Origin of the sequence: Desulfofustis glycolicus DSM 9705 (assembly GCF_900130015.1) — a bacterium.
Lineage (GTDB): Bacteria > Desulfobacterota > Desulfobulbia > Desulfobulbales > Desulfocapsaceae > Desulfofustis > Desulfofustis glycolicus.
Genome location: NZ_FQXS01000016.1, coordinates 1 through 23366 on the forward strand (window position 1 = coordinate 1; position 23366 = coordinate 23366).

Here is a 23366-nt window from a genome sequence, read left to right on the forward strand (position 1 = left end):
AACACCGAATCGTGTTTACGACTGGTGACGGCTGTGGCCATGGAGATCTCTGACGAGTGGGAAGCTGGGAAAGCATATTTAACCTTTGAATAATTGCTGGAACTTGGTGCTGGCTCTGCTCCACAGCCTTTTTGTTGGAGCCCCGTCGGAGACGCCTCTCCGTCATCGCCATCTTCAGGTCCAGCGCTGAAGGTTGAGGTTGTCAAGGCTGCGAGGAACGAGCACCCGAAGGGCTTGGCCTGGACGATCTCAGCTGTCCGCGCTACTCAGGAGTGCATGTGTTGAAAGAATTGAAAGGATAGTGAATTTACAGAAAGGATGTTGCTTTATCGGTGAGGGAATATGGCGAGTGTATTTTCGGCAAAAGTTGTTAGGATACTTTGACGAAAAGAGCCTTCGAATCCAGGATGAAAAAGGCCGTTTAAAGAGAAACTATGTGTAAGCGATGTGGTGACATAGTTGTAAATGATGTCCAGTACTGAACATTGGGTGCGTCACTACTAATCACTTTTTATAGATTTTACTGCGGAGAAAACATGACAAATTCCATCGTTCGCCTTAATCCGCCGACATTGCCTAATGCCGGCGAAATGGGATATTCACAGATCTCGATAGTCGAGCCGGGTCGTATAGCTTATATATCGGGGCAAGTGGCTTGGCAGTCAAACGGCGCGCCTGTACCAGAAGGTTTGGTAGAGCAAATGAAGATAGTTTCAAAAAATGCGCGCGCGGCTTTAGATGCTGTAGCTGCAAAACCTGAGCATGTGGTGGTGGCACGTATTTATATGGTTGATCTCACGGCCGAAAGATTAGAGGAACTGATGCCACCGTTTATAGCCACCTTCGACGGTGCTCAACCTTGTGTTACTGGTGTTGGCGTTGAAGCGCTGGCAGCCCCGGATCTACAAGTCGAAATGGAGCTGGTTGTCAGACTCCCTGATTAACAAACTATTGCTTTCAGGGCGCGGAAATTGTGAATATTTGTAGGGCTGAGTTGTATGGCCTGGCAAGTCAATGAACTACGCACCTTCGGCGCCGGACGGCTTACACTGCACTTCGCTTCGTTCTAGACACCGGTTATTGAAGCGTTGGCCTTGAAAAGCGCGATGTAAACAGAACTAATACTGAAGATTCAAAACCAAAAAGATATTGAAAGCGATCTGGTTAAGATTGATGACATTGGAAAAGGATATCCTCACATGCTGCCATATCTGATTCGACGGAAACTGGCGCAGGCCTGGCGGGATCTGGATGTGACGGTTGAGGAAGGTCTAAAAAAGCTGTCGACCTTGTTCACGATGGAGCATGAAATCAACGGCAGCCAGACCGGCGGCATGCTCAGCATATCGCAGCCACGGCCGAGCCTAGCTCAGTTATTCTCAGCCCTGGCGATTACTCCGCCCAGTGCTCTGCCACGTCGAAACGATCGTGTAGGCAGCAGGAAGAAGCTGATCGACAGGAGAAAAGCGAAATAAATTCGATTCCTTGGGTGCCAACTGTGGCTGCCCTATATGTGGAACATCCGTCTCAAGTGGCGCGAGTGTTTATTGCGCCAGAAAAGCAAACTATTATGGCGCGATTCCGAAAATTGCGCCATAATAGTTTTATCATGCCAGCACAAATCTCTCCCAAAGACCTTGATAGTATCGTAGAAGCCGTGAGTTCCTTTCCGAATGGTGGTGGAATTGAAGAAATTAATTCGGCACTAGAAGGGAGGATACCTCGTCGAACCTTGCAGCGACGTCTATCACTGCTTGTCGAACAGCAACGTCTCATAGCAGAAGGCAGAGGTAGAGCTCGTCGCTATCGAGTGCCAAATACCATTGCTGCCGAAATCTCTGCCCCAATTCCGGTCATATCTAGTGAAATAGAAACGTACATCCCTATATCTCCCGAAGGTCAAGAGATAAAAAGGCTAATTCGTGCACCAATCCAGAGTCGGAATCCAGTGGGGTACAATCGCGCCTTTCTTGATATATACCAACCAAACCAGACATTCTATCTTGCTGAGGACATTCGGCATAGGCTTTACGAGCTGGGACGATCGTCGGATGATCAGCAAGTAGCCGGAACCTATGCACAGCAGATATTCAATCGATTATTGATCGACCTTTCCTGGAACTCAAGCCGATTGGAAGGAAATACCTATTCGCTATTAGAAACAGAACGACTTCTTGAGCAAGGTGAAACGGCGGAAGGCAAAAATGCGATGGAAACACAGATGCTTCTGAACCATAAGGATGCCATTGAACTTTTGGTTGAGCAGGCAGCTGAAGTAGGTTTCAATAGATATACTATTCTCAATCTGCATGCCTTGCTGTCCAACAACCTTTTGGCAGACCCACAGGCATGCGGTCGATTAAGAACCACTCCGGTAAAGATCGGAGGGAGTGTGTATCATCCTTTAGAAGTACCTCAACTGATTGATGAATGTTTCAGGCAAATACTTACCCTTACATCAGAAATTGAGGATCCTTTCGAACAAGCCTTTTTTGCAATGGTACATCTGCCATATCTGCAGCCGTTTTTGGATGTTAACAAACGTGTTTCGCGCCTTGCCGCCAATATCCCCTTGATTCGTCGGAACCTCTGTCCCCTCTCCTTTCTCGATGTGCCAACTCAGGCCTACATTGACGGCACTGTGGCCGTTTATGAGGTGAATAAGGTTGAACTCCTCCGTGATGTCTTTGTGTGGGCTTATGAACGATCCTACAAGAGGTACTCTGCTATCCGGCAGTCCATGGGCGAGCCTGATCCTTTCAGGCTGCAGTACCGGCAGCAGATCAAAAAACTCGTGGCTGAGGTAGTGCGTGATGGCATGGACAAGCGAAGGGCCGCTAACTGGATAGCAAAGATGTCTGGAAGAGAGATCCCAATCAACGATAAGGCCCGCTTTGTAGAAGTGGTCGAGACAGAGCTTATCAATCTGCACGAGGGGAATTTTGCTCGCTACCAATTGCGCCCCTCAGAATTCTCGGATTGGAAAAAGGTATGGTCTTGAGAAATGGTACAGGGGTCAGGTCTCAACACTTAACATATTGAACAGTGCGATGCTTAAAGGAAGCTGAAGTCAAAAACTTGATGTGTCAGATGTTGAGACTCTTTATTAACTGGGTCATAAATCTTTTCGGAGCGGGAGTTGCTACAGATATCTCCGAGGTCTTGCGGGGGAGGGCAGCTGGAGCGGACGGGTTTTCGCTATTGGTTGCGTTCAAATATCGTACGGCGGATCTCACCTGAAGCGTTCTGTTTACGAAGGATTTGATCTTCATCTTTGTCAGGGTTTCAAACCGAGCGGTGACGAAAGAGCCAGGCAGCCAAAGGCAGGGTCACCGCGGCCATCAACAGCAGGGGCCAGAGCTGGGGCCAGACCATGGCACTGTTTGCCCCTTCAAGAAAGATAGTGCGAAGGGCAATGATGATGTAGCGTACCGGATTGATGAGATCTGCATTTTGCAGCCAAGAGGGCATATTCTCGATAGGTGTGGCGAATCCTGAAAGGGTGACGGCGGGCATGATAAAGAGAAACGAGCCGAGCAGTCCCTGCTGCATGGTCATGGCCAGCGATGAGACAAGCAAGCCGACACCGACAATGGTGATGATAAAGGCGAGCAGGGAGAGGACGAGTGCGGTGATCGTGCCGCGAAACGGCACGCCGAACCAGTAGATGGCACCGACCGCAAAAATGAGCGCATCCAAGAGGCCGAAGACGATACCCGGCAGCGATTTCCCGATCAGGATCTCTCCGGCGCTGAAGGGGGCGACCAGCAACTGGTCGAAGGTGCCGAACTCACGCTCCCTGGCCACCGAGAGGCTGGTCAGGATCATGACCACTACCATGCTGATGATACCGCCGAGTGCTGAGACGAAAAACCACCGCGAGCGCAGGTTCTCGTTGAACCAGGCCCGGTCATCGAGCCGCAGGCCCGGGCCGGTGGTGGCGACCATCCCTCGTTCAACCAACTCCTGATTGAACTGCTCGACCATGGAGCTGAAGTAGCCCATGGCGATGAGCGCCACGTTGGGATTGCGGCCATCGGCGATAACCTGAATGGTTGCCGGTCTGCCGTTTTGCAGGGCGTTGTCGAATTCCGGTCCGATATGGATGGCCAGGCGGGCGTCTTGGTTGTCGATGATTTCGTTCAGCTGATGCTGGTCTTCGAGGTACCCGGCCGGCCGGAAGATGCCGGATCCCTCGACATGGACCAGCAACTGCCGGGAGAGGGCGGTGCGGGATTCATCAAAGACCGCATAACGGACATTCTGCAGGTCATAGGTGGCGGCATAACCGAACACGAAAAACTGGATGAGTGGCGGGCCGATGATGACAAATCGGCTCTTCTTGTCTTTTAATACCATCATGAATTCTTTCTGGACGATGGCCAGTATCCTGAGGAGAAATGCTTTCATTTTTCCAGCCTCTTGGTGATGTTGCCATAGGCCAGACGGAGAAAGATTATTGCCATCGCCGCCAGGACCAGTCCACCCGGGACGAGTACCGGCCAGACGTCGCCGGCCATGAACAGGGTGTGACTGATATCGACAAAATAGCGGGCAGGCACGATATGGCTGATGACCTGAATCGGCAGCGGTGTGGACTCCAGATCAAATATCAGGCCGGAGAGAAAGAATGCGGGCAGAAAACCGGCGACAATCGAGACCTGGGCCGCAACGAACTGGATGCGGATCGCTGCCGAAAGCAGCAGGCCGAAGCCGAGCGATGCCAGCATGAACAGCGAACTGAACAGGAGAAGGGCTGGCACCGAGCCGCGAAAGGGTACCTGGAAAACCAGTATTGCCACCAGCACCGACATCCCCATGCCGAGCATGCCGAGAATATAGTAAGGGAAGATCTTGCCGATCAGGATCTCGATGCGCCTCAGAGGGGTGACCAGCAGAGCCTCCATGGTGCCGCGTTCCCATTCCCGTGCCACCACCAGGGCGGTGAGGAGAATACCGATCAGGGTCATGATGAGCGTGATAAGACCGGGAATGATGAAGTTGCGGCTTTCCGTGCTCTCGTTGAACCAGACCCGCGGCGAGACCATCACCGCCGGCAGCCCGGCCGTCTCGCCGCGTGCCAGTCGCATGGATGACCAGTTGCCCAGTGCCGTCCGCACATAACCCTGGATCAGCCGGGCCCGGTTGGCGTCAATACCGTTGACGATGAGCTGTACCGGCGCCTCTTGTCCACTGAGCATTTGGGCACTGAAATCGGACTGCAAGCGGATAATGGCATGGGCCGTGCGATTTCTGATCAGTTCCTCCGCCTCGGCCATGGTGCGGGTCGGCAGCAGTTCGAAATTGGGAGAGAGATCAAACCGTGCGATCAGCTCCCTGGCAACACTGCTGCCGTCATCATCGACCAGGGCGGTGGGAATATGGTCGGCGTCCAGCGTTACCCCATAACCGAAGAGAAAAAGCAGGACCATCGGCATCACGATTGCGAGGGCAATGCTGCTTGGATCACGCAGAATCTGTAACGTCTCCTTTTGCAGGATACCGCGGAGCCGCATGAGAAAAAGGAGTTTGCCCTTCATGGCCTCTTGCCCTCCCCCATGGGTGTCGCCGGGGCGGACTGCGGCGTGATCACCGTTCCTTCGGCCAGAGCGATAAAAGCGTCATCCATGGTGGGGTGCGGGGTGTCGGCGGTTTTTGCCAGTTCGCGAATTTCTGTCGGTGTGCCGAAGGCGAGCGTGTCGCCCTGGCTCATGATCAGCATCCGGTCGCAGTATTCCGCCTCTTCCATGAAATGGGTGGTGACCACCACGGTGGTGCCCTGTTCGGCAAAGGTATTGATGCGCAGCCAGAATTCACGGCGGGCGAAGGGGTCGACTCCGGAGGTCGGTTCATCGAGAAAGAGGATATCCGGCTCATGCAGCAGCGCCACCGCCATGGCCAGACGCTGTTTGTTGCCACCGGGCAGGGCCCCGGCCGGGGTGTCGGCCCATTTGGCCAGCGAGAATTCGGCAAAGGCCCATTCTATCCTGGTCTTCAACCGTTTACCGGAAAGCCCGTAGGCCTTGCCGAAAAAACCGAGGTTTTCCCGGGTGGTGAGCTGGCCGTAGAGGGAGAACTGCTGGGCCATGTATCCCAGGCGGGACCTGGCCCGGGCACGGGAGCGGCGCAGGTCGTGACCGGCCACGGAGATTTCCCCACCGCTGGCCGGCAGCAGGCCGCAGAGTATGCGGAAGGTGGTGCTCTTGCCGGCACCATTGGGGCCGAGCAAGCCAAAGATTTCCCCACGCCTCACGGTAAAGGTGAGTTTTTTCACCGCTTCGAACGTGCCGAACAGCTTCTGCAGGTTATCGGCACGAACGATCTCGTCTTGATCGTGACCGGGGTGCGTTGATCCCACCGACGAAGGTCGGTGCTGATGGTCTGAACGGGGAATCAAGGCCATGAAGGCATCTTCAAAGGTGGGTTGTGCCTGGTGGGTGGTAATCGGCCCCAGGGTATCGGTAAGTGTCGTTGCGTCCACCTTTTCGGCAAGGACGGTTCGTACTTTTCCGGAACGAATAGTGACATCGACAACATCGGCCCTGCCGGAAAGGTGCGTGTAGATGGTACGTAAGTTCCTGTCGGGTGAGGCGTCGAGCAGCAGCGTCCGGCCGGCCATGGGCTTGATGAATGCGTCGGCGGTGCCCTCGGCGAGCACTTTCCCTTCGTGGAGTACCACCACCTGGTCGCATTTTTCGGCCTCATCGAGGTAGGCGGTGGAGACCAGCACGCCGATGCCATCTCTTTCGACCAGCTCATTGACGATCTTCCACAACTCCCGGCGGGAGACGGGATCAACACCCACCGTCGGCTCATCAAGGAGCAGAATTTCCGGGGATTTGATCAGGGCGCAGGCCAGGCCCAGCTTCTGCTTCATCCCGCCGGAGAGCGCCCCGGCCCGCCGACCTGTGTAGGCGCCCAGACTGGTCATCTGCAGCAGCCGGGTAAACTTTTCCGTGCGCTCCGTGCCGGCAACACCCTGCAGATCGGCGTAGAGAGTCATATTCTCCGCCACGGTCAGGTCTTGGTAGAGTCCAAATTTCTGCGGCATATAACCGACCCGGCTCTGGATCTCCAGGGTGTCGGCGATGCTGTCCCGACCCAACACCGTGACGCTGCCGGAGGTGGGTACCAGAAGGCCGGCGCTGATACGGATAAGGGTCGTCTTGCCGGCACCGTCCGCCCCGACCAGTCCGGTGATGCAGCCACGGTGAACAACGAAACTGACGCTATCCAGGGCCTTGACTTCCGGCTTGTTTTTGTCGGAGAAAGATTTGCAGAGTTCCCGGACCAGCAGTATGCCCTTTGCCTGTGTTTCAGCGGGCTGTGGGGTTATTTGCGGTGGGCTGCTCATTATTGCCGGTTCGTCGCAGGCGAGGCCGAAACTGCATCGCTCGGTATGGTTTCCGTTTCGAGAGTGACGGTGACCGGCATGCCGAGGCGAAGCCGATTTTCCGGATCAGGCACCATGACCCTCGTTTCGTACACCAGCTTGGTTCGCAGGTCTTCGGTTTGCACCGTACGCGGAGTGAATTCGGCAATCGGTGCAATAGAGCCGATCCAGCCTTCAATGGGTTCACCCGGCCAGGAGTCGCCGGCAATGCTCGCCTTCATGCCGAGTCGGACCCGGCCCAGCTGCGGTTCGGGCAGATAGGCCCGTACCCATTTGGGATTGGTCAGGGCCAGGGTAAAGACCGGCCGGGTCGGGCCGGCCATTTCACCCGGTTCGAGGATCCGGCTCTGAATGATGCCGTTGGCGGGGGAGATCAGGGTCCTGTCGGCAAAACGGATGGTGAGGAGCCGGAGGTTGGCCTGTAAGGCTTCAAGTTGATGCTCGGCGGCGGCAATGTCTTCCTTGCGTGAGCCTTCGACCAGCAGATCGAGCTTTTTCTCCATCACCTTGAGCCGGGCCTGGGCCATCATGAAGCGGGCCTTGGCGTCATCGAGATCCTGCTGGCTCGAGGCGCCGGTCCGGGAGGTGTTGTTGACCCGGCGGAGGACCTGTTCGGCATTGGTCACCTCTACCTGGGCCGCCTCGACCTCTGCTTGCGCCTGGGATATTTCCTGGGGGCGAAAACCGGTAGTGAGTCGGGCAAGCACCTGTTTCTGAGCGGCTATTCTGGCTTCCGTTTCGGCGATGGAGGCTTCGAGGCGATAGGTGTTCAGCCGTGCCACAACCTGGCCTGCCGCCACGCTGTCCCCCTCATCCACCAGGACTTCGGTCAGTCGTTCCTGTTCGGTGAAGGCCAGGCTGGCATCACGGATATCGATGGTGCCGTAAATCTTCAGCGTTCCGTTGTCCTGTTGTCCATCCCGTCCTTTCCACAGGTTGCTCTGGTAGCCGGCTAATGCCAGGCCGGCAATGAGCAGCAGGAGGATGATTCGTTTCTTCATCTTAAGACACCATTGTTATTGTTGGGCGTGAGCGCTGGGCGCACTGTTATCCGGAGGATTGACTGTTGTTGTCTGTTCCCAGCCGCCGCCAAGAGCGCGGTAGAGCTGGATCACATCGGCGAGGGCCTGATGCCTGGCAATTTCCAGGGCCTCCTGGCTTGCGACCAGCTGCTGTTGGTTGTCCAGCACCTGGAAGAAATCCACCAAGCCGCTCCGGTACAGTGTTGCAGACATGGTGACGCTCCTTTTCGCAGCGTTTGCCGCCGTTTTCAGCCGTTCAACCTGCTGCAGGCTGGACACGACCCCGTGGGTGCTGCTTTCGACCTCGGCCAGTGCTTCGATAATACTTTGTTCAAGAGCGAAGCGGGCCTGCTCCGTTTGGGAGGCGCGGACGGCGATGTTGCTCTCGATGCGACCGCCGGAAAAAACGGGCACCTGAAGGCTGGGGCCGAGGGTGTAAAAAAAGGCATCCGGATCGAAGACGCCGCCCAGGGTATCGCTTGAAATGGTGAGGGTGCCGGAAAGGGTCAGGGTCGGGTATCGTTCCGCTTCTGCCGCAGCTGTCCGTGCCACCGCCGCCTGATAACGGTACAGTCCCTGCCGGATATCGGCGCGACGGGTGAGCAGGTCGGCGGGCAGGCCAAGGCCTAAGATCGGTGGTACATCGGGCATCTTTCCCGGCTGATTGATTTCATAACCGGGCGGTTTCCCGAGCAACACCTTGATACGGTTGCCGGTTTTGATGATAGCGCGTTCCAGTTCCGGCAGGCGGGCTCTGGTACTTTCCAGCAGCCGCTCACTGCGCGCGACTGTCAATCCTGCGGTGCTGCCGGCCTGGTAGAGGTCCCGGGCGAGGTGCAGGCTTTTTTGCTGCAAACCGATATTCTCGGAGATAATGGCGGCTCTTGCCTCAAGAGAGCGCATCTCCACATAGGCCAGGGTTATCTCGGCGGCAAGAGAGACCAGCATGGCCTGATGGTCGCTGTAGGCACTCCGTACATCGGCTTCGGCCGCCTCGATGAGGCGGGCGGTCCGTCCCCACAGTTCCAGTTCCCAGCCGGCAACAACCCCGGCAGAAAAGAAATCCATTGTTTTCCCGGGCACGTTCATCTGCATCGATACCGCTTCATCGCCGGTCTCGGCCCGGGTGTACCCGAGGGCGGCCGCCAGCTGCAACTGTTTGTCGGCAGAGACGATTCCCTGGCGGGCCATTGCCTCGGCTACTCGCTCCCTGGATGCCTTCAGGGCGAGATTTGAAGAGAAAAGCTGATCGATCAGAGCCGTCAGGTGCGGGTCGTTGAACTGGTTCCACCAGCGGCTATCCGGCTGCTTTGCCGTATAGCGATCGTTTTTTGCGGTCTGCCAGCTGTTCTGCATGAACGGCGAGAGGTCCGGAGGTGAGTAATCCGGAGCCACGGCGCAACCCTGACCACAGAGCAGGAGGGCGAGGTAAAAAGAGAGTAAAGGTTTCTGTGAATGAATGGTCATGCAGTCTGCTCCTCGGAGAGAAGGCCGTTCAATGGGACTGGAGTGCAGCCATCAGGGAACGGGTTTGTTCGATAATTATGTTTTGAATCTCAGCCGTCTCGATTCGGGTGTAGCCTTTCATGGCAAGTCCACGGACGACGGTCTCCCGCGCCACCCGGAAAATGAGGACCTGGCCGATCAGGGTCATGGCCCGGATTTTGGCGGTGCGTTCCGAATCGTTTTCGCTGATCACCTGAATGAGGGTGGTGAGTGTATCGAGTGCTGCTTCCATGAAACCGGCGAAGATCCGGTCGAAGGCCGCGGAAGGGTCGAGCTGTTCCCGCAGAACAATCCTGGCAACCCGATGGGCTTCAGGTGAGCCGATCATGAAACCGACGATGCCGGCAAGGAACTGCTCCAGAAGACTTGTCGCCTTTTCTTTTGCATCCGGCCCGGAAAATGAACTGGCGGAAACTATTGCGATGATGGGCTGCACCTGGCGCAAAACGAGGCCAACGATGTGATCGATAACCGCAAAATACAGACCCTCCTTGCCGTTGAAATAGTAGGGAATGGCGGCAATGTTGACGTGTGCTTCCCTGGCTATCATGCGGGTGGTGGCTGTGTCATAGCCATAACGGCCAAAGATATCGGTTGCCGCTTCCAGCAGCCTTTCCTTGGCACCCGGTAACGGTTCGTCCTGAATTGTAGGTTTGGGCATAACGTCTCCTTATTGTATGTGCCGCATTTTAATCAATCGATTGATTAAGTCAAGCGATTATCTGCAGGCGTATTTGACATAATCTCCATGGACGGGGCGTCACAACGAAGCATGAAAATCAGCACCATGGTCGGAAGATCTGGTCAATGAAAGTGAGCGGGGGACAGGTTAAAACCTGTCCCGCCGATTTTCGTATAAAAAATTCCTAGGAGATGCGCTCTTCAACTCGGCTGAGAGGAGGCGTGGCTGTTTCCCTGCGGGAATAGATCCTGCCCTGCTCAAGGGTGACTGAAGGGGGTAGAACATTACGAGTCCCTCCAGATTGCTGACATTTCCGGGGGGTTGGGTCTATGAAAACAAAGGAAAAGGAACAATCACAGGGTTGGCTGCAAAACAAAATCGGGGACAGACCACGTTTTATGCATATAAAACGTGATCTGTCCCTGATTGTGCTTGATGATTTCCTGGCCGCTATTATTTTCGCGCTTCAAAAATCAAATTAAACGGAGTTTGGGCAGCGCGGCGAAACTTGTTGAATCCGGCCTGAAAGACAATTTCAGCGACCTTGGACTCACCCGCCTGCGCCCCGAGGGCCGCCCCTCCTTCCTGCGAGAGTGAATTGGGTGTGCAGAATGCCGTTGACGCGGCGTAAAAGATCCGGCCGACGGGGTTAAAGTTCTGCTCGACCCGGTCTCCGGCATGCGGTTCGACCAACAGGACGCTGCCTCCATCCGCAACGGCCTGTCGGGCATGGCTGGCAGCTCCGAGAGGATCTCCCAGATCGTGCAGACAGTCCATGAAACAGATCAGATCATAATCCTTACCGGGAAAGTTTTTTGCCGTAGCGACCTCGAAACGAACTCTCTCCGCAACTCCCGCCTCCCGTGCACGCATACGAGCCACCTGAACCGAAGCCTCATGGTAATCAAAACCGATAAAGGTGGAATTGGGATAAGCCTCGGCCAGGATAATGGTCGAGGCGCCGTGACCACAGCCGATGTCCGCCACTTTGCCCCCTGCCTTGAGTTTTTCGTCCACACCGGTCAGGGCCGGAATCCATTCTGATGTCAGATGTGCCCGATAACCGGTGCGAAACAAATACTCGGTACCGTAAAACAGACTCTCATGATGTTCGTGCCAGCCGATGCCTTCTCCCGATTTGAAGGCCTCGACCAACCGATCCTCTATCCCGTAAATGGCTCTGAGGCCGCCCATCCCCCCGGCCAAAAAGATCGGGCTGTTCTCATCGACCAAAACGGGCGCGTGCTCGGCCGGCAAATGATATGTCTGATCAGCCGGGTTATAGTTTACATACCCTCCCGCTGCCTGATTGTTCAGCCATTCACGAACGTACCGTTCGCTGACTGCAGCCTTTACTGCGAGTTCAGCGGCACTCAGCGGCCCATTTTGGGCGAGTACCTTGTAGAGCCCCAGCCGGTGTCCCACCGTGGTCATGGCGCATGAATAGGCGGCGGCGACATCGTTTACCACCTGGCCAAGAAAATTCTCGATTTTCTGCTGTTCACTGACGGTATCGATTAAGGTGTTCATGGTTTTTCTCCTCGTGCATTGATTTGTTGCTTTGTAAAAAAAACTTCCACGGGCGATGTTTATCGGTCCTTGCGAGAGGTCCAGGTAAACCACCAGCACCGATTACCTTATCGCTGCTTTCTTGAAGCCGGCAGGTGCCGTTGAAGATACTCCTGAAAAGCAGGATTACCTGAGATAACGCAACATGCGTGCCAAAGCGCATCATTATTCCGGATATGGAGCAATTCATGTTTGATATTAGGCTGTTAAAATGATCCGGTAAATCAATCCACCGTTTTATCGCTGGGATTTGCAGGAAATAAAAAGAAGAAAATGCTGGCATATCAGCACGTGCCGAGAATTCGGCACCACGCTCACCAATTGCGGCAGGCTGCTATCGATGCGGGTTCTTGCAACTCAGAGAAGAGGGCGGCACAGGGAGCGGGCCAAACGGTTCCGGCAAGTCGGGGAGATGGGCGCCTACTCCGGGCCGGAGCAGATAAGCGACAGATCTATAAAGGTGGGTCCGGAGACAGGCAGAACAGGCATCGGTTAGCTGCAAGCTCCTGCCGGCTCGTCACCCAATTTTTCTGGAGATGTCGATTCCTAACTTGTGCATGCGGGACCAGAGGGTGGATCGATTCACTCCGAGTATTGCAGCGGCGCCTTTTGGTCCCGATAGCCGTCCGTCACATTTTTCAAGGGCTCGCAGTATCAGGCGATACTCGCTTTCAGCCAACGTCGGCACGTCGTCATCGAGCTGAACCACACCCGCATCCACTCCGATATGCTGCGGCTGCAGTGTCCTCCCCGGGCACAGGATCACCGCCCGTTCGAGAATGTTTGCCAGCTCGCGGACATTGCCCGGCCAGGGATATGAAACCAGTTTCTCGATAACCTTCCGGTTGATGTTGGGAATTTTTTTCCCGATATGCTGTGCGAATTTGTCGACAAAGTGGTTGGTAAGAAGCGGAATGTCATCAATTCTGTCGCGTAGGGGGGGCATCCGTATTGGGAAAATATTGAGTCGGTAATACAGGTCGGCCCGGAAATTCCCTTTGCTCACCTCCACCTCCAGAGGACGGTTGGTGGCGGCGATGATACGGACGTCGATGCCGACGGTTTCTGTTCCTCCGACCCGTTCCACTTCCTGTTCCTGAAGCACTCGCAAGAGCTTGCTCTGGGCCTCGAGGGAGAGTTCGCCGACTTCATCAAGAAAGATGGTGCTGTGGTCGGCCAGTTCGAAACGACCTTTTTTGGTGGTCAACGCCCCGGTAAACGCTCCTTTCTCGTGTCCGAACAATTCACTTTCCACCAGGTTCGGCTGCAACGCCGCGCAATTAACCGTGATCATAACGGATTTGCTGCGATCGCTTCGTTCGTGAATAGCACGGGCAGCCAGCTCCTTGCCGGTTCCTGTCTCACCGAGCAGCAAGACAGTGGCATCGGTGCCGGCTACCATGTCAATTGCCTGGAACACCTCCTGCAGCGGTGGCGAGTGACCGATTATTTCAGCGAAATCGGCGGCTCCGCTCAATTCCTCGCGCAGGAAGACGTTCTGCGATTCCAGACGTTCGGCACGCTTGCGGTCGGAAATCGGCAGGATCATCGAAAGTGTTCTGATAATGTCCCCATCACTGTCCCGCTCGGACACTGCTGTCAAGGCAACGTCGAGAACCTGGCCGTTTTTCTTCACCATTTGGTATTCGAAATCATGAATACTCCCTGACTCGAGAAGAACCGGAATGACACGGTGAATGACATTGTCGCGCGAAGCCTCCGTCATGAACTCTCGGGTTTGTCTGCCTTTGACCTCCTCCCACTCATAGCCGAGCGTTTCAAGCCAATACTTGTTCGCGCTGTAGAGCCTTGTCTCATGATCGCAGGCCTGCAGCATGACCGGGGTGTTATTGTAAAGGGTGCGAAACCGTGCCTCGCTTGCCCGAAGCTCGGCCAGCAGTGGCTCTGTCTCCCGATGCGGGTCGACCAAATCACGCACGAAAGCGCACATCAGCTGATCTCCATCGATAGGCAGCAGACAAGCCCTGATCTCGACAATGACGCTTTCCTGCAGCTTCGTGGCGAGACCGCCTTCATGGCGAAGGCCGCCTGGCTTGCCCGCTTGCCGCCAGAAAACGTCCCACTGCGCCTTTTCCAGATCAATTGCAACGTCGCAGACATGCAGGGCCCGCAATTCCTCCTCTGAATAACCCAGCAATCTATAAAACCACTCATTGGCCTGGTAAAAAAATCCGGTGGCCCGAACCCAGAAAATTCCTTCCGGTGCTCTCTCAATTGTGTTGACCGCGAGCCTGTTGCGAGCAGTATTCGATTTCGATGAGATGGTCACATGAGGCCTCAATTCACTTCGGGCCACCCGCCGGAAGAACTCCATCCTCCTGACACCCCGGGCATTGCCGAAAATGCCTTTCTTGCTACATTGCTCACGAAACCGTAAATCTCAAGAGTGCGAAATCGGGACCCGACATTGACATGCCGTGATCGTCCCGCTCTAAAATAGTAGGCTTTTATCTAACGTTAATTCCACAACAGAGCCGAGTAACCGGTGGCAGCGGGGATGATCAAGTCGAGAAACTGCTCGACTGCGGTGTAGCTTGTGAGAATTACATTCAGTACTGTTCCGAAGCACATTTCGTGAAAGGTTGACAATGGGAAACCGGGAATTGTCGTTGCGTTCACGATGTTGATTCATGCATGCGTCGTCATGGCACAGGAGAGGAAAACGCCAAACCTGTCGTTCAACGGCTTCGGCACGGTGGGCATGGTCTGTTCCGATGAAACCCAGGCCGGATTATGTCTCCAATGGGTTTGTCCCTGACGGGGCCGGTTACACCCGTAGCTGGAGTCCCGAGGTCGACAGTCGGCTTGGACTGCAAATGGCTGCCAATCTCCTGCTCCGACTCACCGGCATCGTGCAGGTTGTTGCCGAACAGCGTTACGATGATACCTATACACCAACCATTGAGTGGGCCAATCTCGCGTTTGCTATCACTCCGGACCTGAATGTGCGCGTCGGGCGTATGGTTCTGCCCGTTTCCATTGTTTCCGAGTGCCGTAAGGCAGGGAATGCGAATCCGCGGGTCCGTCCTCCCGAAGAAGTGTATCGTTTGATACCGGTTACCAACTTTGACGGTATCGATTTGAGTTACCGTTGTAATGCCCTGATAAATCAGTAACTTAGTATTTTTTTACCAGTCGAAACAGGACATGAATACCGGCCGTATTGCCGGAATTGAAGCACTGCTGCGCTGGCAACATCCTGATCTTGGATTGATTATGCCAAGGCAGTTCATCCCGCTGGCTGAAGAAAACGGACTTATCATTTCGATCGGGCGTTGGGTTCTCAACACTGCTTGTCGCCAGAATGTCGCCTGGCAGCAGGAGGGGTTTCCGACGTTGACCATGGCCGTGAATCTTTCCAGACGCCAGTTCTTCGGTAAAGATCTTCTGAAGGATATCAAAGGGGCGCTCCAGGAGTCCGGCATGGCGCCGTGCTGATCCCGCTCGAAGTTCTTAACCTTTCAGCTTCAAGGCGATACGTGCCACATGGGCGGCCTGGTAGCGGGCGCCGGCCAGTTCATTTTCACTTGGCATCCGTTCTCCCTGGCCACCGGCGATGGTTGATGCACCGTAGGGCGAACAGCCGGTTATCTCGGTAACGCCCATCTGCCCGGCAAAGGAATACGGCAGGCCGACCACCACCATGCCCTGATGGAGCAAGGTGATGTGAAAACTGAGAATAGTGGATTCCTGGCCGCCATGTTGCGTAGCCGAACTGGTAAAGACACTGCCAACTTTCCCGACAAGTGCTCCCTTCAGCCAGAGCTGACCGGTGCCATCCAGGTACTGGCGCATCTGGCCGCACATGTTGCCAAAACGAGTCGGTGTGCCGAAGATAATCGCATCGGCATCCGCCAGGTCGTTCACCGTGGCTATCGGGATATCGGCCAGTTTCTGTTGCGCTTCTACGGCGCCCATGGCTTCCAACACCTCGCCGGGCAACGTTTCCGGTACGCGTTTGATGATCGCCGAGCATTCGGTCACTTCACCGACCCCTTCGGCAGCGGCTTCGGCCATCTTGTAGATATGTCCATACATGCTGTAAATGACGATCAATACCTTGCACATGGGTTCTTGTCTCCTGTCAGGTTAGGTTGTCGAGGAAAAGCCCCTATCCGCCCAGTCGGAAGAGGACATTTTCAATCCCTTCCGGATTATGGCTTCTCGCCCCCTGCTGAAGAACTGAGGGGCGATCCTCCGTTGCCGCCGTCAGGCAGGTTGGGCCTCCCTTGATTTAGTACTACAAAGTAGTTATCAAGAATATTGATGGGCGGCGGATATTGGTTCTGCGCCCGGGATTTTAACGAAAACTCCATTACTTTGATTAAGGAGGTTGCCATGAAGCACTTTGCCAGATTGGTATTGAAGCCATTTCCTGCGGTACTTTTTGTTATCTTGCTTGTCTCAGCTGCCCCCTCTGGAGCAGAGGAGTATGCAGCCCTGGAAGGGGTGGACAGGGTTCAAGCTGTCTTTGACGTGACCCTTGGATCGGCACAGGCAGCTCCTGTTGTTTTCTGGGCGGTGCGCAATGTGTATGAAGATCAGAGTGTTCGGGGACTGTCCGAACCTCCACGCATTGCCGTCGTCTTCCATGGTCCTGCCGTGAGGCTCATCTCTGCCAACCGGGATGGGTACACTGATGAGGAGAATAAGGCTCTTGACGAATTTGCCGAAATGCTTCGGCAGATGAAACGTGACGGGGTTACGCTTGAGGTCTGTCTTTATGCGGTCAAGGTGCTCGGTGTAGATCCCGCTTCCATTCTTCCGGAAATCGATCAGGTCGGCAATGGCTTCATTTCCGTGGCTGGCTATCAGGCTCAAGGATACTCGGTGGTTGGCATTCAGTAATTCTTTTTCTTCTGTGGGACCGTATCCGGCGACTTCCTTTGAGGATGCCTCCAAAAACCCCGCATGCGGAGTGCTTTGCCGATGGAGGCATTCTCTCTGTTCCCGGAGATGGGACTGCTCAATGATAACCACAACGGCTTCTATCGCCGAGTTAGTAGTTTATCCATCAGAGAGAGAAGGGACATGAAGGAAAGGAAAGTAATCACAGCCAAAGAAACAACCGGTTTTGACTTCGGGGGGCTGGCTGTCCAATGGAAAATAGAAGGTGGTGATACCGGTAACCGTTTCGCGGTCGTACATCACCCGATGCAACCCCACGCTCTTGCGGCTCCATTGCATTACCACCATAATGAAGATGAGATATCCTATGTTCTTCAGGGCAGGCTGGGGGCGCTCCTGGGGGATGATGTCATCTTTGCCGAAGCAGGCGCCTGGGTTTTCAAGCCGCGGCGACAATGGCACACCTTCTGGAATGCCGGAGAAACAACATGCGAGATCATCGAAATCATATCACCGGCAGGGTTTGAGAATTATTTCCGAGAGGTTGCCGCCTCCTGGGGAGATGTCCAAAAATTTGCCGAAATCAACCGGAAATACTCACTGGAAATGGATTTTGAAAGCATTCCGGGTCTCTGCGATCGCTTCGGTCTGACCTTCCCACAGCTCTAGAAAACCCCTCTGATACGCTGGGGGCAACACGGGATAACAAGAGCAACAAGACGGTCAAATCTCTATTCTTGACAGTCGGTACAACAAAAACGGACGGATCGGCCCTGAAGGTCTGCGGATTCTGAAGATTCTGTCGCTGAAGCTGACCCGTACAAGGCCGAGGCGTTATCCCATGATCTTGGACTGCCTTTTCCGCGGCCGCGGGAGCTGTCTATTTACCTGCCGGATCACGATTACCTTCAGCCCCGCTTGTTTTGTTGCCCAGCAATGCACTGGAACAATTACCGCTGACCTTTGTCCGTGAACTGCACGCACTGGAATCAACCGGCGCATACGAAAGGCAATTGCTTGACGAACTGCGTGATGAGCTGTTCCGGTTAGTCCAGATCTCCCTCGAACGGCGAGAGAGCCTGACAGAAGGTAGGTATGGGTCAGGTCTCAACACTTGACATGCCGGACGGTGGGATACTTAAGGGAAGCTGAAGTCAAAAACTTGATGTGTCAGATCTTGAGACCCTTTATTCACCGGGGCACAAATCTTTTCGGGGTTGGAGTCTCTATAGATATCTGCGAGGTCTGTTCCCGATTTTCGTTACGATTTTTTTCTTAAATCCATCACCTTATACGCACAGTATTCACCGCACATGGTGCAGGCTCCATGGTCGTCTGCAGCGAGCGTTTCACAGCGTCTCTTTCGTGCGAGTGCCGGATCCAGAGACAGGGAAAATTGTTTCTCCCAATCAAGAGCCCGCCGGGCTTTGGACATTTCTCCGTCCCGCTCCCGGGCGCCTGGGACTTTTTTCACGATATCCGCTGCATGAGCAGCCAAGCGGGCAGCCATGACGCCATCATGAACATCCTGTATCGTTGGTAGGCAAAGGTGCTCACTGGGCGTCACATAGCAGAGGAAATCCGCCCCGGCACTCCCCGCAATCGCACCGCCGATGGCACTGGAGATATGGTCGTAGCCGGGCGCGATATCCGTCACCAATGGACCGAGTACGTAGAAAGGTGCTCCGTGACAAAGGCGCTTCTGCAGTGTGATATTGGCTTCAATCTGATCGATCGGCATATGGCCGGGTCCTTCTATCATGACCTGAACGCCGGCCTCCCAGGCTCGCTGGGTGAGTTCTCCCAAGGTCAGTAACTCATGAATCTGCGCTCGATCGGTGGCATCTTCAATACATCCCGGACGAAAGCCATCGCCGAGCGAAAGTGTCGCATCATACGGTCGTACCAATTCGAGCAAGCGATCGAAATGTTCGAACAAGGGATTCTCCGCGTGATTATGCTCCATCCATGCGCAGGTAAACGAACCGCCCCGAGAAACAACATCCATGACCCGTCCCTCGCGGTCCATATGCTGCAGGGTGCTCCTGGTCACACCGCAATGTACGGTTATAAAGTCGACACCGTCCTCGAGATGACGTTCGATGCCGGCAAAGATCTCATCAACTGTCATATCGACGATCGCCTTTCCCCGGTTCACCACGGCATCGCACGCTGCTTGGTACAACGGCACGCTGCCGACGCAAAGATCGGTCTCAGCAATAATGGCCCGGCGGATGGCATCGATCGGACCGCCGGTCGATAGATCCATGATGGCGTCGGCCCCTGCCGCCAGGGCCGCCCGCGCTTTCGCCAGTTCCCGATCGATACTCGTGTCGTCTCTGCTGGTGCCGATATTGGCATTGACCCTGGTACGGATTCCTTTGCCGATCGCCAGCGGACGGCCGTCCGCATGGCGATTGTTATGACAAATAATTGCCGTTCCCTCCGCTATCCGCTCGCACAATTGCCTGGCAGAGACACCAGCGTCGTCAGCGGCAGCAGCGCCAAGATCACTGATTCGACCCTCTCGGGCCAGTTCCATCGTTGTCTGGTACATGAATTTCTCCGGACAGAATTTCCGCAGGAAGCGGACCGGAAATACAGGAGAAGCGAGATACAGGTTCTCGGTCCGTTCCCTCCGCCGGTATTAACCGGATCAGGTTCAAAGGGTCATCTCACGTAGGTGAGATTCTCAGTCGGAAGACTCCCCTCGGCCACCGTTGTTGAGGCGGGACTCTAAAAGGATAGCGCCGTGCTGTCAAGGGTTTTCAATCCCGGCACCCTTCACACGTCACTCGAAAACCAGGATTCAGAGGCATCCGGTGCAACGAGATCTTTGATCTCCCTTGACTTTCGTCAGGATGCCTGCTGTTAATATGGGTAAGGCACTATTTCATTGACTGTATTTGATTGCAAAAAAAGGCGGAGAATTTCATGGGAAACGACCGCGATCCGGAAGCGATCGACGATAACCGAGAAGGAAGACTGGCTTGGTATTGCCTGGAGCATGCAACGGTTTGTTCCTTCAGGCTGGACCGAGAAGGCAACATCCTCTACGCCAACCACAAAGCGTGCGATTCCCTTGGCTATGTGAAGACAGAGCTTTTGGAAATGTCGCTTTATGATATTGATCCCGTCATGGATCGGGAGCGGTGGTTGCACGCGTGGAAGACGTTAGCCGATGACGGCTACCTAACTATCGAAAGCCGGCATCGTCGGAAAGACGGCACCATCTCTCCTGTTACCATGACCGCGACTCTGATCGATTTCGAAGGGTGTCAGTATTGCATGGCCCTCAGCAGTGACATTACGGAACGAAAACAGGTTGAAGATTCGTTGCGCATTACTCAGTTTATGTTCGACAAGGCTCCGCTCGGCATTTTTCTGATCAGGAGCGGCGGCGACATCGTCAACGTCAACGATCATGCCTGCCGCTATCTCGGGTACACCAGGGAAGATCTGTGCCAGATGAATGTCGTGGAACTCGACCGGGGCTACACGCCGCAGGAAATCGACCAGATATGGACCCGGCAGCAGCAGATCAGTGGTATAAACACGTTTGAGACCACTCACCGCCGGAAAGACGGCACCACTGTCCCCGTCGAAATCAGCGGAATCGTTTTGGAGTTCGACAACGCTCCCTATAGCGTCTCTTTTGTCAAGGACATCTCCGAGCGAAAAGAAGCCGAGAAGCATCGAGCCAAAATGGAAGCCCATCTGCGTGAGGCCCAGAAGATGGAGTCGTTGGGAACGCTCGCTGGCGGAATTGCGCACGATTTCAACAATATTCTGAGCGCAATTGTCGGTTATGCAGAGCTTTTGCAACTCACCTGTCCGGTGGATTCCACCCACAGGAATTATGCCGCCCAAATCACCAAGGCAGGTCATCGTGCGAGGGAACTGGTTCAGCAAATCCTTTTGTTCAGCCGTCAGGGGCGTTCGGAGAAGGGGCCGATGGATGTCGGTCGGGTTGTCGAGGAGGCTTTAAAGCTTATCAAAGCCTCGTTACCGGCGAATATTGAAATCCAGGCAAACATCTCAAATAATCTTGCTCCGGTGTTCGCGAATGAAACCAACATCCACCAGATTGTGATGAACCTATGCGCCAACGCCTATCACGTAATGAAATCCGCCGGTGGCCTGCTGAGTGTGAGCCTGACGGCTGTTACCATCCAGGATCATGATGCGCTGAGCTTTCCTGAGATGAAGCCGGGAGGCTACCTCAAGCTTTCCATTGCCGACAACGGATGTGGCATTCCCCCGAATCTGATCAATCGGATTTTCGATCCATATTTCACAACAAAACCAACCGGAGAAGGCACCGGTCTCGGGCTTTCCACCATACACGGCATTGTCAAGGACCATGGCGGTTATATCAAGGTGTATAGCGAAGTGGGGATCGGTACGGCGTTTCACGTATTTCTGCCGTCAGTCGAGTCGCCCGCTGCAACCACGAGCGAAAAAGCGGAGGAACTCCCAAAGGGCAGAGGGTGCATACTCTTTGTGGATGACGAACAAACGCTGATCGACCTTGGTCGTGTTTTGTTGGGGAGGTTGGGGTACCGGGTGGAAACTAGGGCTAGCGCTCTTGACGCTCTTGAAGCCTTTCGAGTCGATCCCTCAAGGTTCGATCTGGTCATCAGCGATATGACTATGCCGAAGATGACCGGTGATGAAATGGCTCGACACATGAGGGCAATCCGGCCCGGTATTCCGATTATATTATGCAGCGGATTCAGTGAACGGCTTCACACCCGGGCATTGGAAGCCCTTGGCATAAACGCAGTGCTCATGAAGCCGGTACTCTATATGGACTTGGCCCATACTGTTCATCGGGTGCTGAACAACGATTAGCCAATGAGCATGAATGCCTGAAAGTTTCTAATATCTCTGTAGGCGGTCCTGAGAATTGACGCTTTGTTTTGCTTTTCCTCCGATTATGATATCCTTTAAGCCTGTTCTGATCGGTTTGCTTTCCAGCTAACCGATGGACAACCATCGGATGGAGGTCAGCGTCGCGGCAGCGCAGTTTTGTCCGTTGCCAGCCAATACCCTGGAGCAGACGATCATGCCACCACATCCCCATTCAGGAAAATGGATGGTTACTGCGCCTGCCGAGAGCGATCTGCGGCGGGGTAACTATTCGCTGGCTGACATTATCAGCATCGACGATCTGCAAAATCTCCAGGACTCTTTTGCCAAGGCCAACCGGGTCGCTTCGACCATCATCAATCTCGATGGGTCACCGATCACCAGCTTCAGCAATTACAGTGCTGTTTGTGCACTGGTTAGACAAACCGAAAAGGGCAATGCCAATTGTGCCCGTTCCGGCAGGATTCTCGGAGAGCTGTCGTTGCAGGGACAACAACCGGCCTGCCATTTTTGCCACAGCATCGGCTTTATGGACGCCGCCGCCCCCATTGTCATCGACGGGGTCCATCTGGCCAACTGGTTGATCGGGCAAAACTGTATCGGCACGGTTGATGCCGAGCGGGTTGCCGCCTACGCTGAAGAAATTGGTGCCAACAAACGGCAGCTACTGGCCGCTTTTGACAGCATGGAGAAAATCTCCGAGAAGGAGTTCAGGGACAAACTGGATTTTCTCTGGCTCATGGCCAACCAGATTTCCAACCAGGCCTACCAGCACCTCAGATACCAGACCATGCTGGTCTCGCTCGAACAGTCCAAGGAAGAGCTCACCGTCTATAAGGATAAACTGGAGGAGTTGGTTAACCAACGAACTGCAGAGCTGGAAAAAGCCATTGAAAAAATCCAGCAGATTTCCATAACCGATGCATTGACCGGATGTTTCAACCGGGGCGGCATCAACAGCAATCTTCCCCGTGAGATCAAACGAGCACGACGCTATAACAATCCGCTGTCGATCCTGCTGTTTGATCTCGATCACTTCAAGAAAATCAATGACACCTACGGCCATCAGTCCGGGGACACTGTCCTTCAACAGGTTGTTGCCACTATCCAGCCGTTGGTTCGTGACGGAGTCGACTGGCTGGCTCGCTACGGAGGGGAAGAGTTTCTGCTGGTCATGCCCCTGACCAGCCGCGCAGAAGGCAGGTTTGTCGCCGAACGATTACGGCAGGCCATAGCCGACATTTCGTTAGCCTGCGTCGAGGAGCAGGTATCCATAACCGCAAGTTTTGGGATAACCGGCATTGATTCTTGGGAGGGCATCGACACGATCTCACATGAGACCCTCTTGCAAAGTGCCGACAACTATCTATACAGAGCCAAGAAGGGTGGGCGCAACCAGGTGGTTTCCGGTCCCCTGGTCATCAATAGTCAAGATTAACGGGCAAAACAACGC

At 54.6% G+C, this 23366-nt stretch carries 20 protein-coding genes and 1 riboswitch; of the genes, 9 read left to right on the forward strand and 11 right to left on the reverse strand.

Features of this window, described 5'->3' with window-relative positions; all coding sequences use genetic code 11:
* Window positions 1-536 precede the first annotated feature (536 nt).
* The 3 genes from BUC26_RS13090 (at window position 537) to BUC26_RS13100 (ending at window position 3001) form a co-directional block, all read left to right on the forward strand.
* Window positions 537-944: a RidA family protein gene (locus BUC26_RS13090; protein WP_073376734.1), complete on the forward strand. Its 408-nt coding sequence runs from the start codon at window positions 537-539 to the stop codon at window positions 942-944.
* Between the two features lie 255 nt (window positions 945-1199).
* Window positions 1200-1475, forward strand: coding sequence for a hypothetical protein (locus BUC26_RS13095; RefSeq protein WP_073376736.1), 276 nt, complete (start codon window positions 1200-1202; stop codon window positions 1473-1475).
* 23 nt (window positions 1476-1498) lie between these two features.
* A complete protein-coding gene (locus BUC26_RS13100) occupies window positions 1499-3001 on the forward strand; it encodes a Fic family protein (RefSeq protein WP_208609790.1) in 1503 nt (500 codons plus the stop codon).
* A gap of 284 nt (window positions 3002-3285) precedes the next feature.
* Here the strand turns inward: BUC26_RS13100 and BUC26_RS13105 are convergent, their stop codons facing one another.
* From BUC26_RS13105 to BUC26_RS13140, 9 genes are all read right to left on the reverse strand, one after another.
* A complete protein-coding gene (locus BUC26_RS13105; RefSeq protein ID WP_073376738.1) occupies window positions 3286-4410 on the reverse strand; it encodes an ABC transporter permease in 1125 nt (374 codons plus the stop codon).
* Window positions 4407-5540, reverse strand: coding sequence for an ABC transporter permease (locus tag BUC26_RS13110; protein ID WP_073376740.1), 1134 nt, complete (start codon window positions 5538-5540; stop codon window positions 4407-4409). The genes BUC26_RS13105 and BUC26_RS13110 overlap by 4 nt, the downstream gene beginning before the upstream one ends.
* Window positions 5537-7354 carry an ATP-binding cassette domain-containing protein gene (locus tag BUC26_RS13115; protein ID WP_073376742.1) on the reverse strand — a complete coding sequence of 606 codons (1818 nt, stop codon included), beginning with the start codon at window positions 7352-7354 and terminating at the stop codon, window positions 5537-5539. Before BUC26_RS13115 ends, BUC26_RS13110 begins: the two co-directional genes overlap by 4 nt.
* The gene (locus tag BUC26_RS13120) at window positions 7354-8394 is read right to left on the reverse strand and encodes an HlyD family secretion protein (protein ID WP_073376744.1); all 1041 of its coding nucleotides are present in this window, start codon (window positions 8392-8394) and stop codon (window positions 7354-7356) included. The genes BUC26_RS13115 and BUC26_RS13120 overlap by 1 nt, the downstream gene beginning before the upstream one ends.
* 15 nt (window positions 8395-8409) lie before the next feature.
* On the reverse strand, window positions 8410-9882 hold the full coding sequence (locus BUC26_RS13125; protein WP_073376745.1) for an efflux transporter outer membrane subunit: 1473 nt from the start codon (window positions 9880-9882) through the stop codon (window positions 8410-8412).
* A 28-nt stretch (window positions 9883-9910) separates the two neighbouring features.
* Window positions 9911-10582 carry a CerR family C-terminal domain-containing protein gene (locus tag BUC26_RS13130; RefSeq protein ID WP_073376747.1) on the reverse strand — a complete coding sequence of 224 codons (672 nt, stop codon included), beginning with the start codon at window positions 10580-10582 and terminating at the stop codon, window positions 9911-9913.
* A gap of 474 nt (window positions 10583-11056) precedes the next feature.
* Complete coding sequence (locus BUC26_RS13135; protein WP_073376749.1) at window positions 11057-12133, reverse strand: class I SAM-dependent methyltransferase; 1077 nt, start codon at window positions 12131-12133, stop codon at window positions 11057-11059.
* Window positions 12105-12455 (reverse strand): hypothetical protein, encoded by a 351-nt coding sequence (locus BUC26_RS23595; RefSeq protein ID WP_161949853.1) that lies wholly within the window; start codon window positions 12453-12455, stop codon window positions 12105-12107. The genes BUC26_RS13135 and BUC26_RS23595 overlap by 29 nt, the downstream gene beginning before the upstream one ends.
* A gap of 234 nt (window positions 12456-12689) precedes the next feature.
* Window positions 12690-14462: a sigma-54 interaction domain-containing protein gene (locus BUC26_RS13140; RefSeq protein ID WP_161949854.1), complete on the reverse strand. Its 1773-nt coding sequence runs from the start codon at window positions 14460-14462 to the stop codon at window positions 12690-12692.
* 445 nt (window positions 14463-14907) lie between these two features.
* Here BUC26_RS13140 and BUC26_RS13145 point away from each other — a divergent pair, with 445 nt between their 5' ends.
* On the forward strand, window positions 14908-15309 hold the full coding sequence (locus tag BUC26_RS13145) for a hypothetical protein (RefSeq protein ID WP_073376752.1): 402 nt from the start codon (window positions 14908-14910) through the stop codon (window positions 15307-15309).
* On the forward strand, window positions 15302-15631 hold the full coding sequence (locus BUC26_RS13150; protein ID WP_279626301.1) for an EAL domain-containing protein: 330 nt from the start codon (window positions 15302-15304) through the stop codon (window positions 15629-15631). Before BUC26_RS13145 ends, BUC26_RS13150 begins: the two co-directional genes overlap by 8 nt.
* A gap of 15 nt (window positions 15632-15646) precedes the next feature.
* On the opposite strand, the gene wrbA is transcribed toward BUC26_RS13150, so the two are convergent.
* On the reverse strand, window positions 15647-16261 hold the full coding sequence (gene wrbA, locus BUC26_RS13155) for an NAD(P)H:quinone oxidoreductase (RefSeq protein ID WP_073376756.1): 615 nt from the start codon (window positions 16259-16261) through the stop codon (window positions 15647-15649).
* A gap of 270 nt (window positions 16262-16531) precedes the next feature.
* On the opposite strand from wrbA, the gene BUC26_RS13160 reads away from it, so the two are divergent.
* Window positions 16532-17041: a DsrE family protein gene (locus BUC26_RS13160; protein WP_073376919.1), complete on the forward strand. Its 510-nt coding sequence runs from the start codon at window positions 16532-16534 to the stop codon at window positions 17039-17041.
* Between the two features lie 81 nt (window positions 17042-17122).
* Window positions 17123-17710: a cupin domain-containing protein gene (locus tag BUC26_RS13165; protein WP_208609791.1), complete on the forward strand. Its 588-nt coding sequence runs from the start codon at window positions 17123-17125 to the stop codon at window positions 17708-17710.
* Window positions 17711-18302: 592 nt separating this feature from the next.
* Here the strand turns inward: BUC26_RS13165 and thiC are convergent.
* Complete coding sequence (thiC, locus tag BUC26_RS13170; protein ID WP_073376758.1) at window positions 18303-19598, reverse strand: phosphomethylpyrimidine synthase ThiC; 1296 nt, start codon at window positions 19596-19598, stop codon at window positions 18303-18305.
* A 58-nt stretch (window positions 19599-19656) separates the two neighbouring features.
* Window positions 19657-19762, reverse strand: a riboswitch (TPP riboswitch).
* 213 nt (window positions 19763-19975) lie between these two features.
* Between thiC and BUC26_RS13175 the strand changes: the two genes are divergently transcribed.
* Window positions 19976-21895, forward strand: coding sequence for a PAS domain-containing hybrid sensor histidine kinase/response regulator (locus BUC26_RS13175; protein ID WP_073376760.1), 1920 nt, complete (start codon window positions 19976-19978; stop codon window positions 21893-21895).
* Window positions 21896-22028: 133 nt separating this feature from the next.
* Entirely contained in the window at window positions 22029-23351 is a 1323-nt protein-coding gene (locus BUC26_RS13180) for a diguanylate cyclase (protein WP_084540654.1), read from the forward strand.
* Window positions 23352-23366 lie beyond the last annotated feature (15 nt).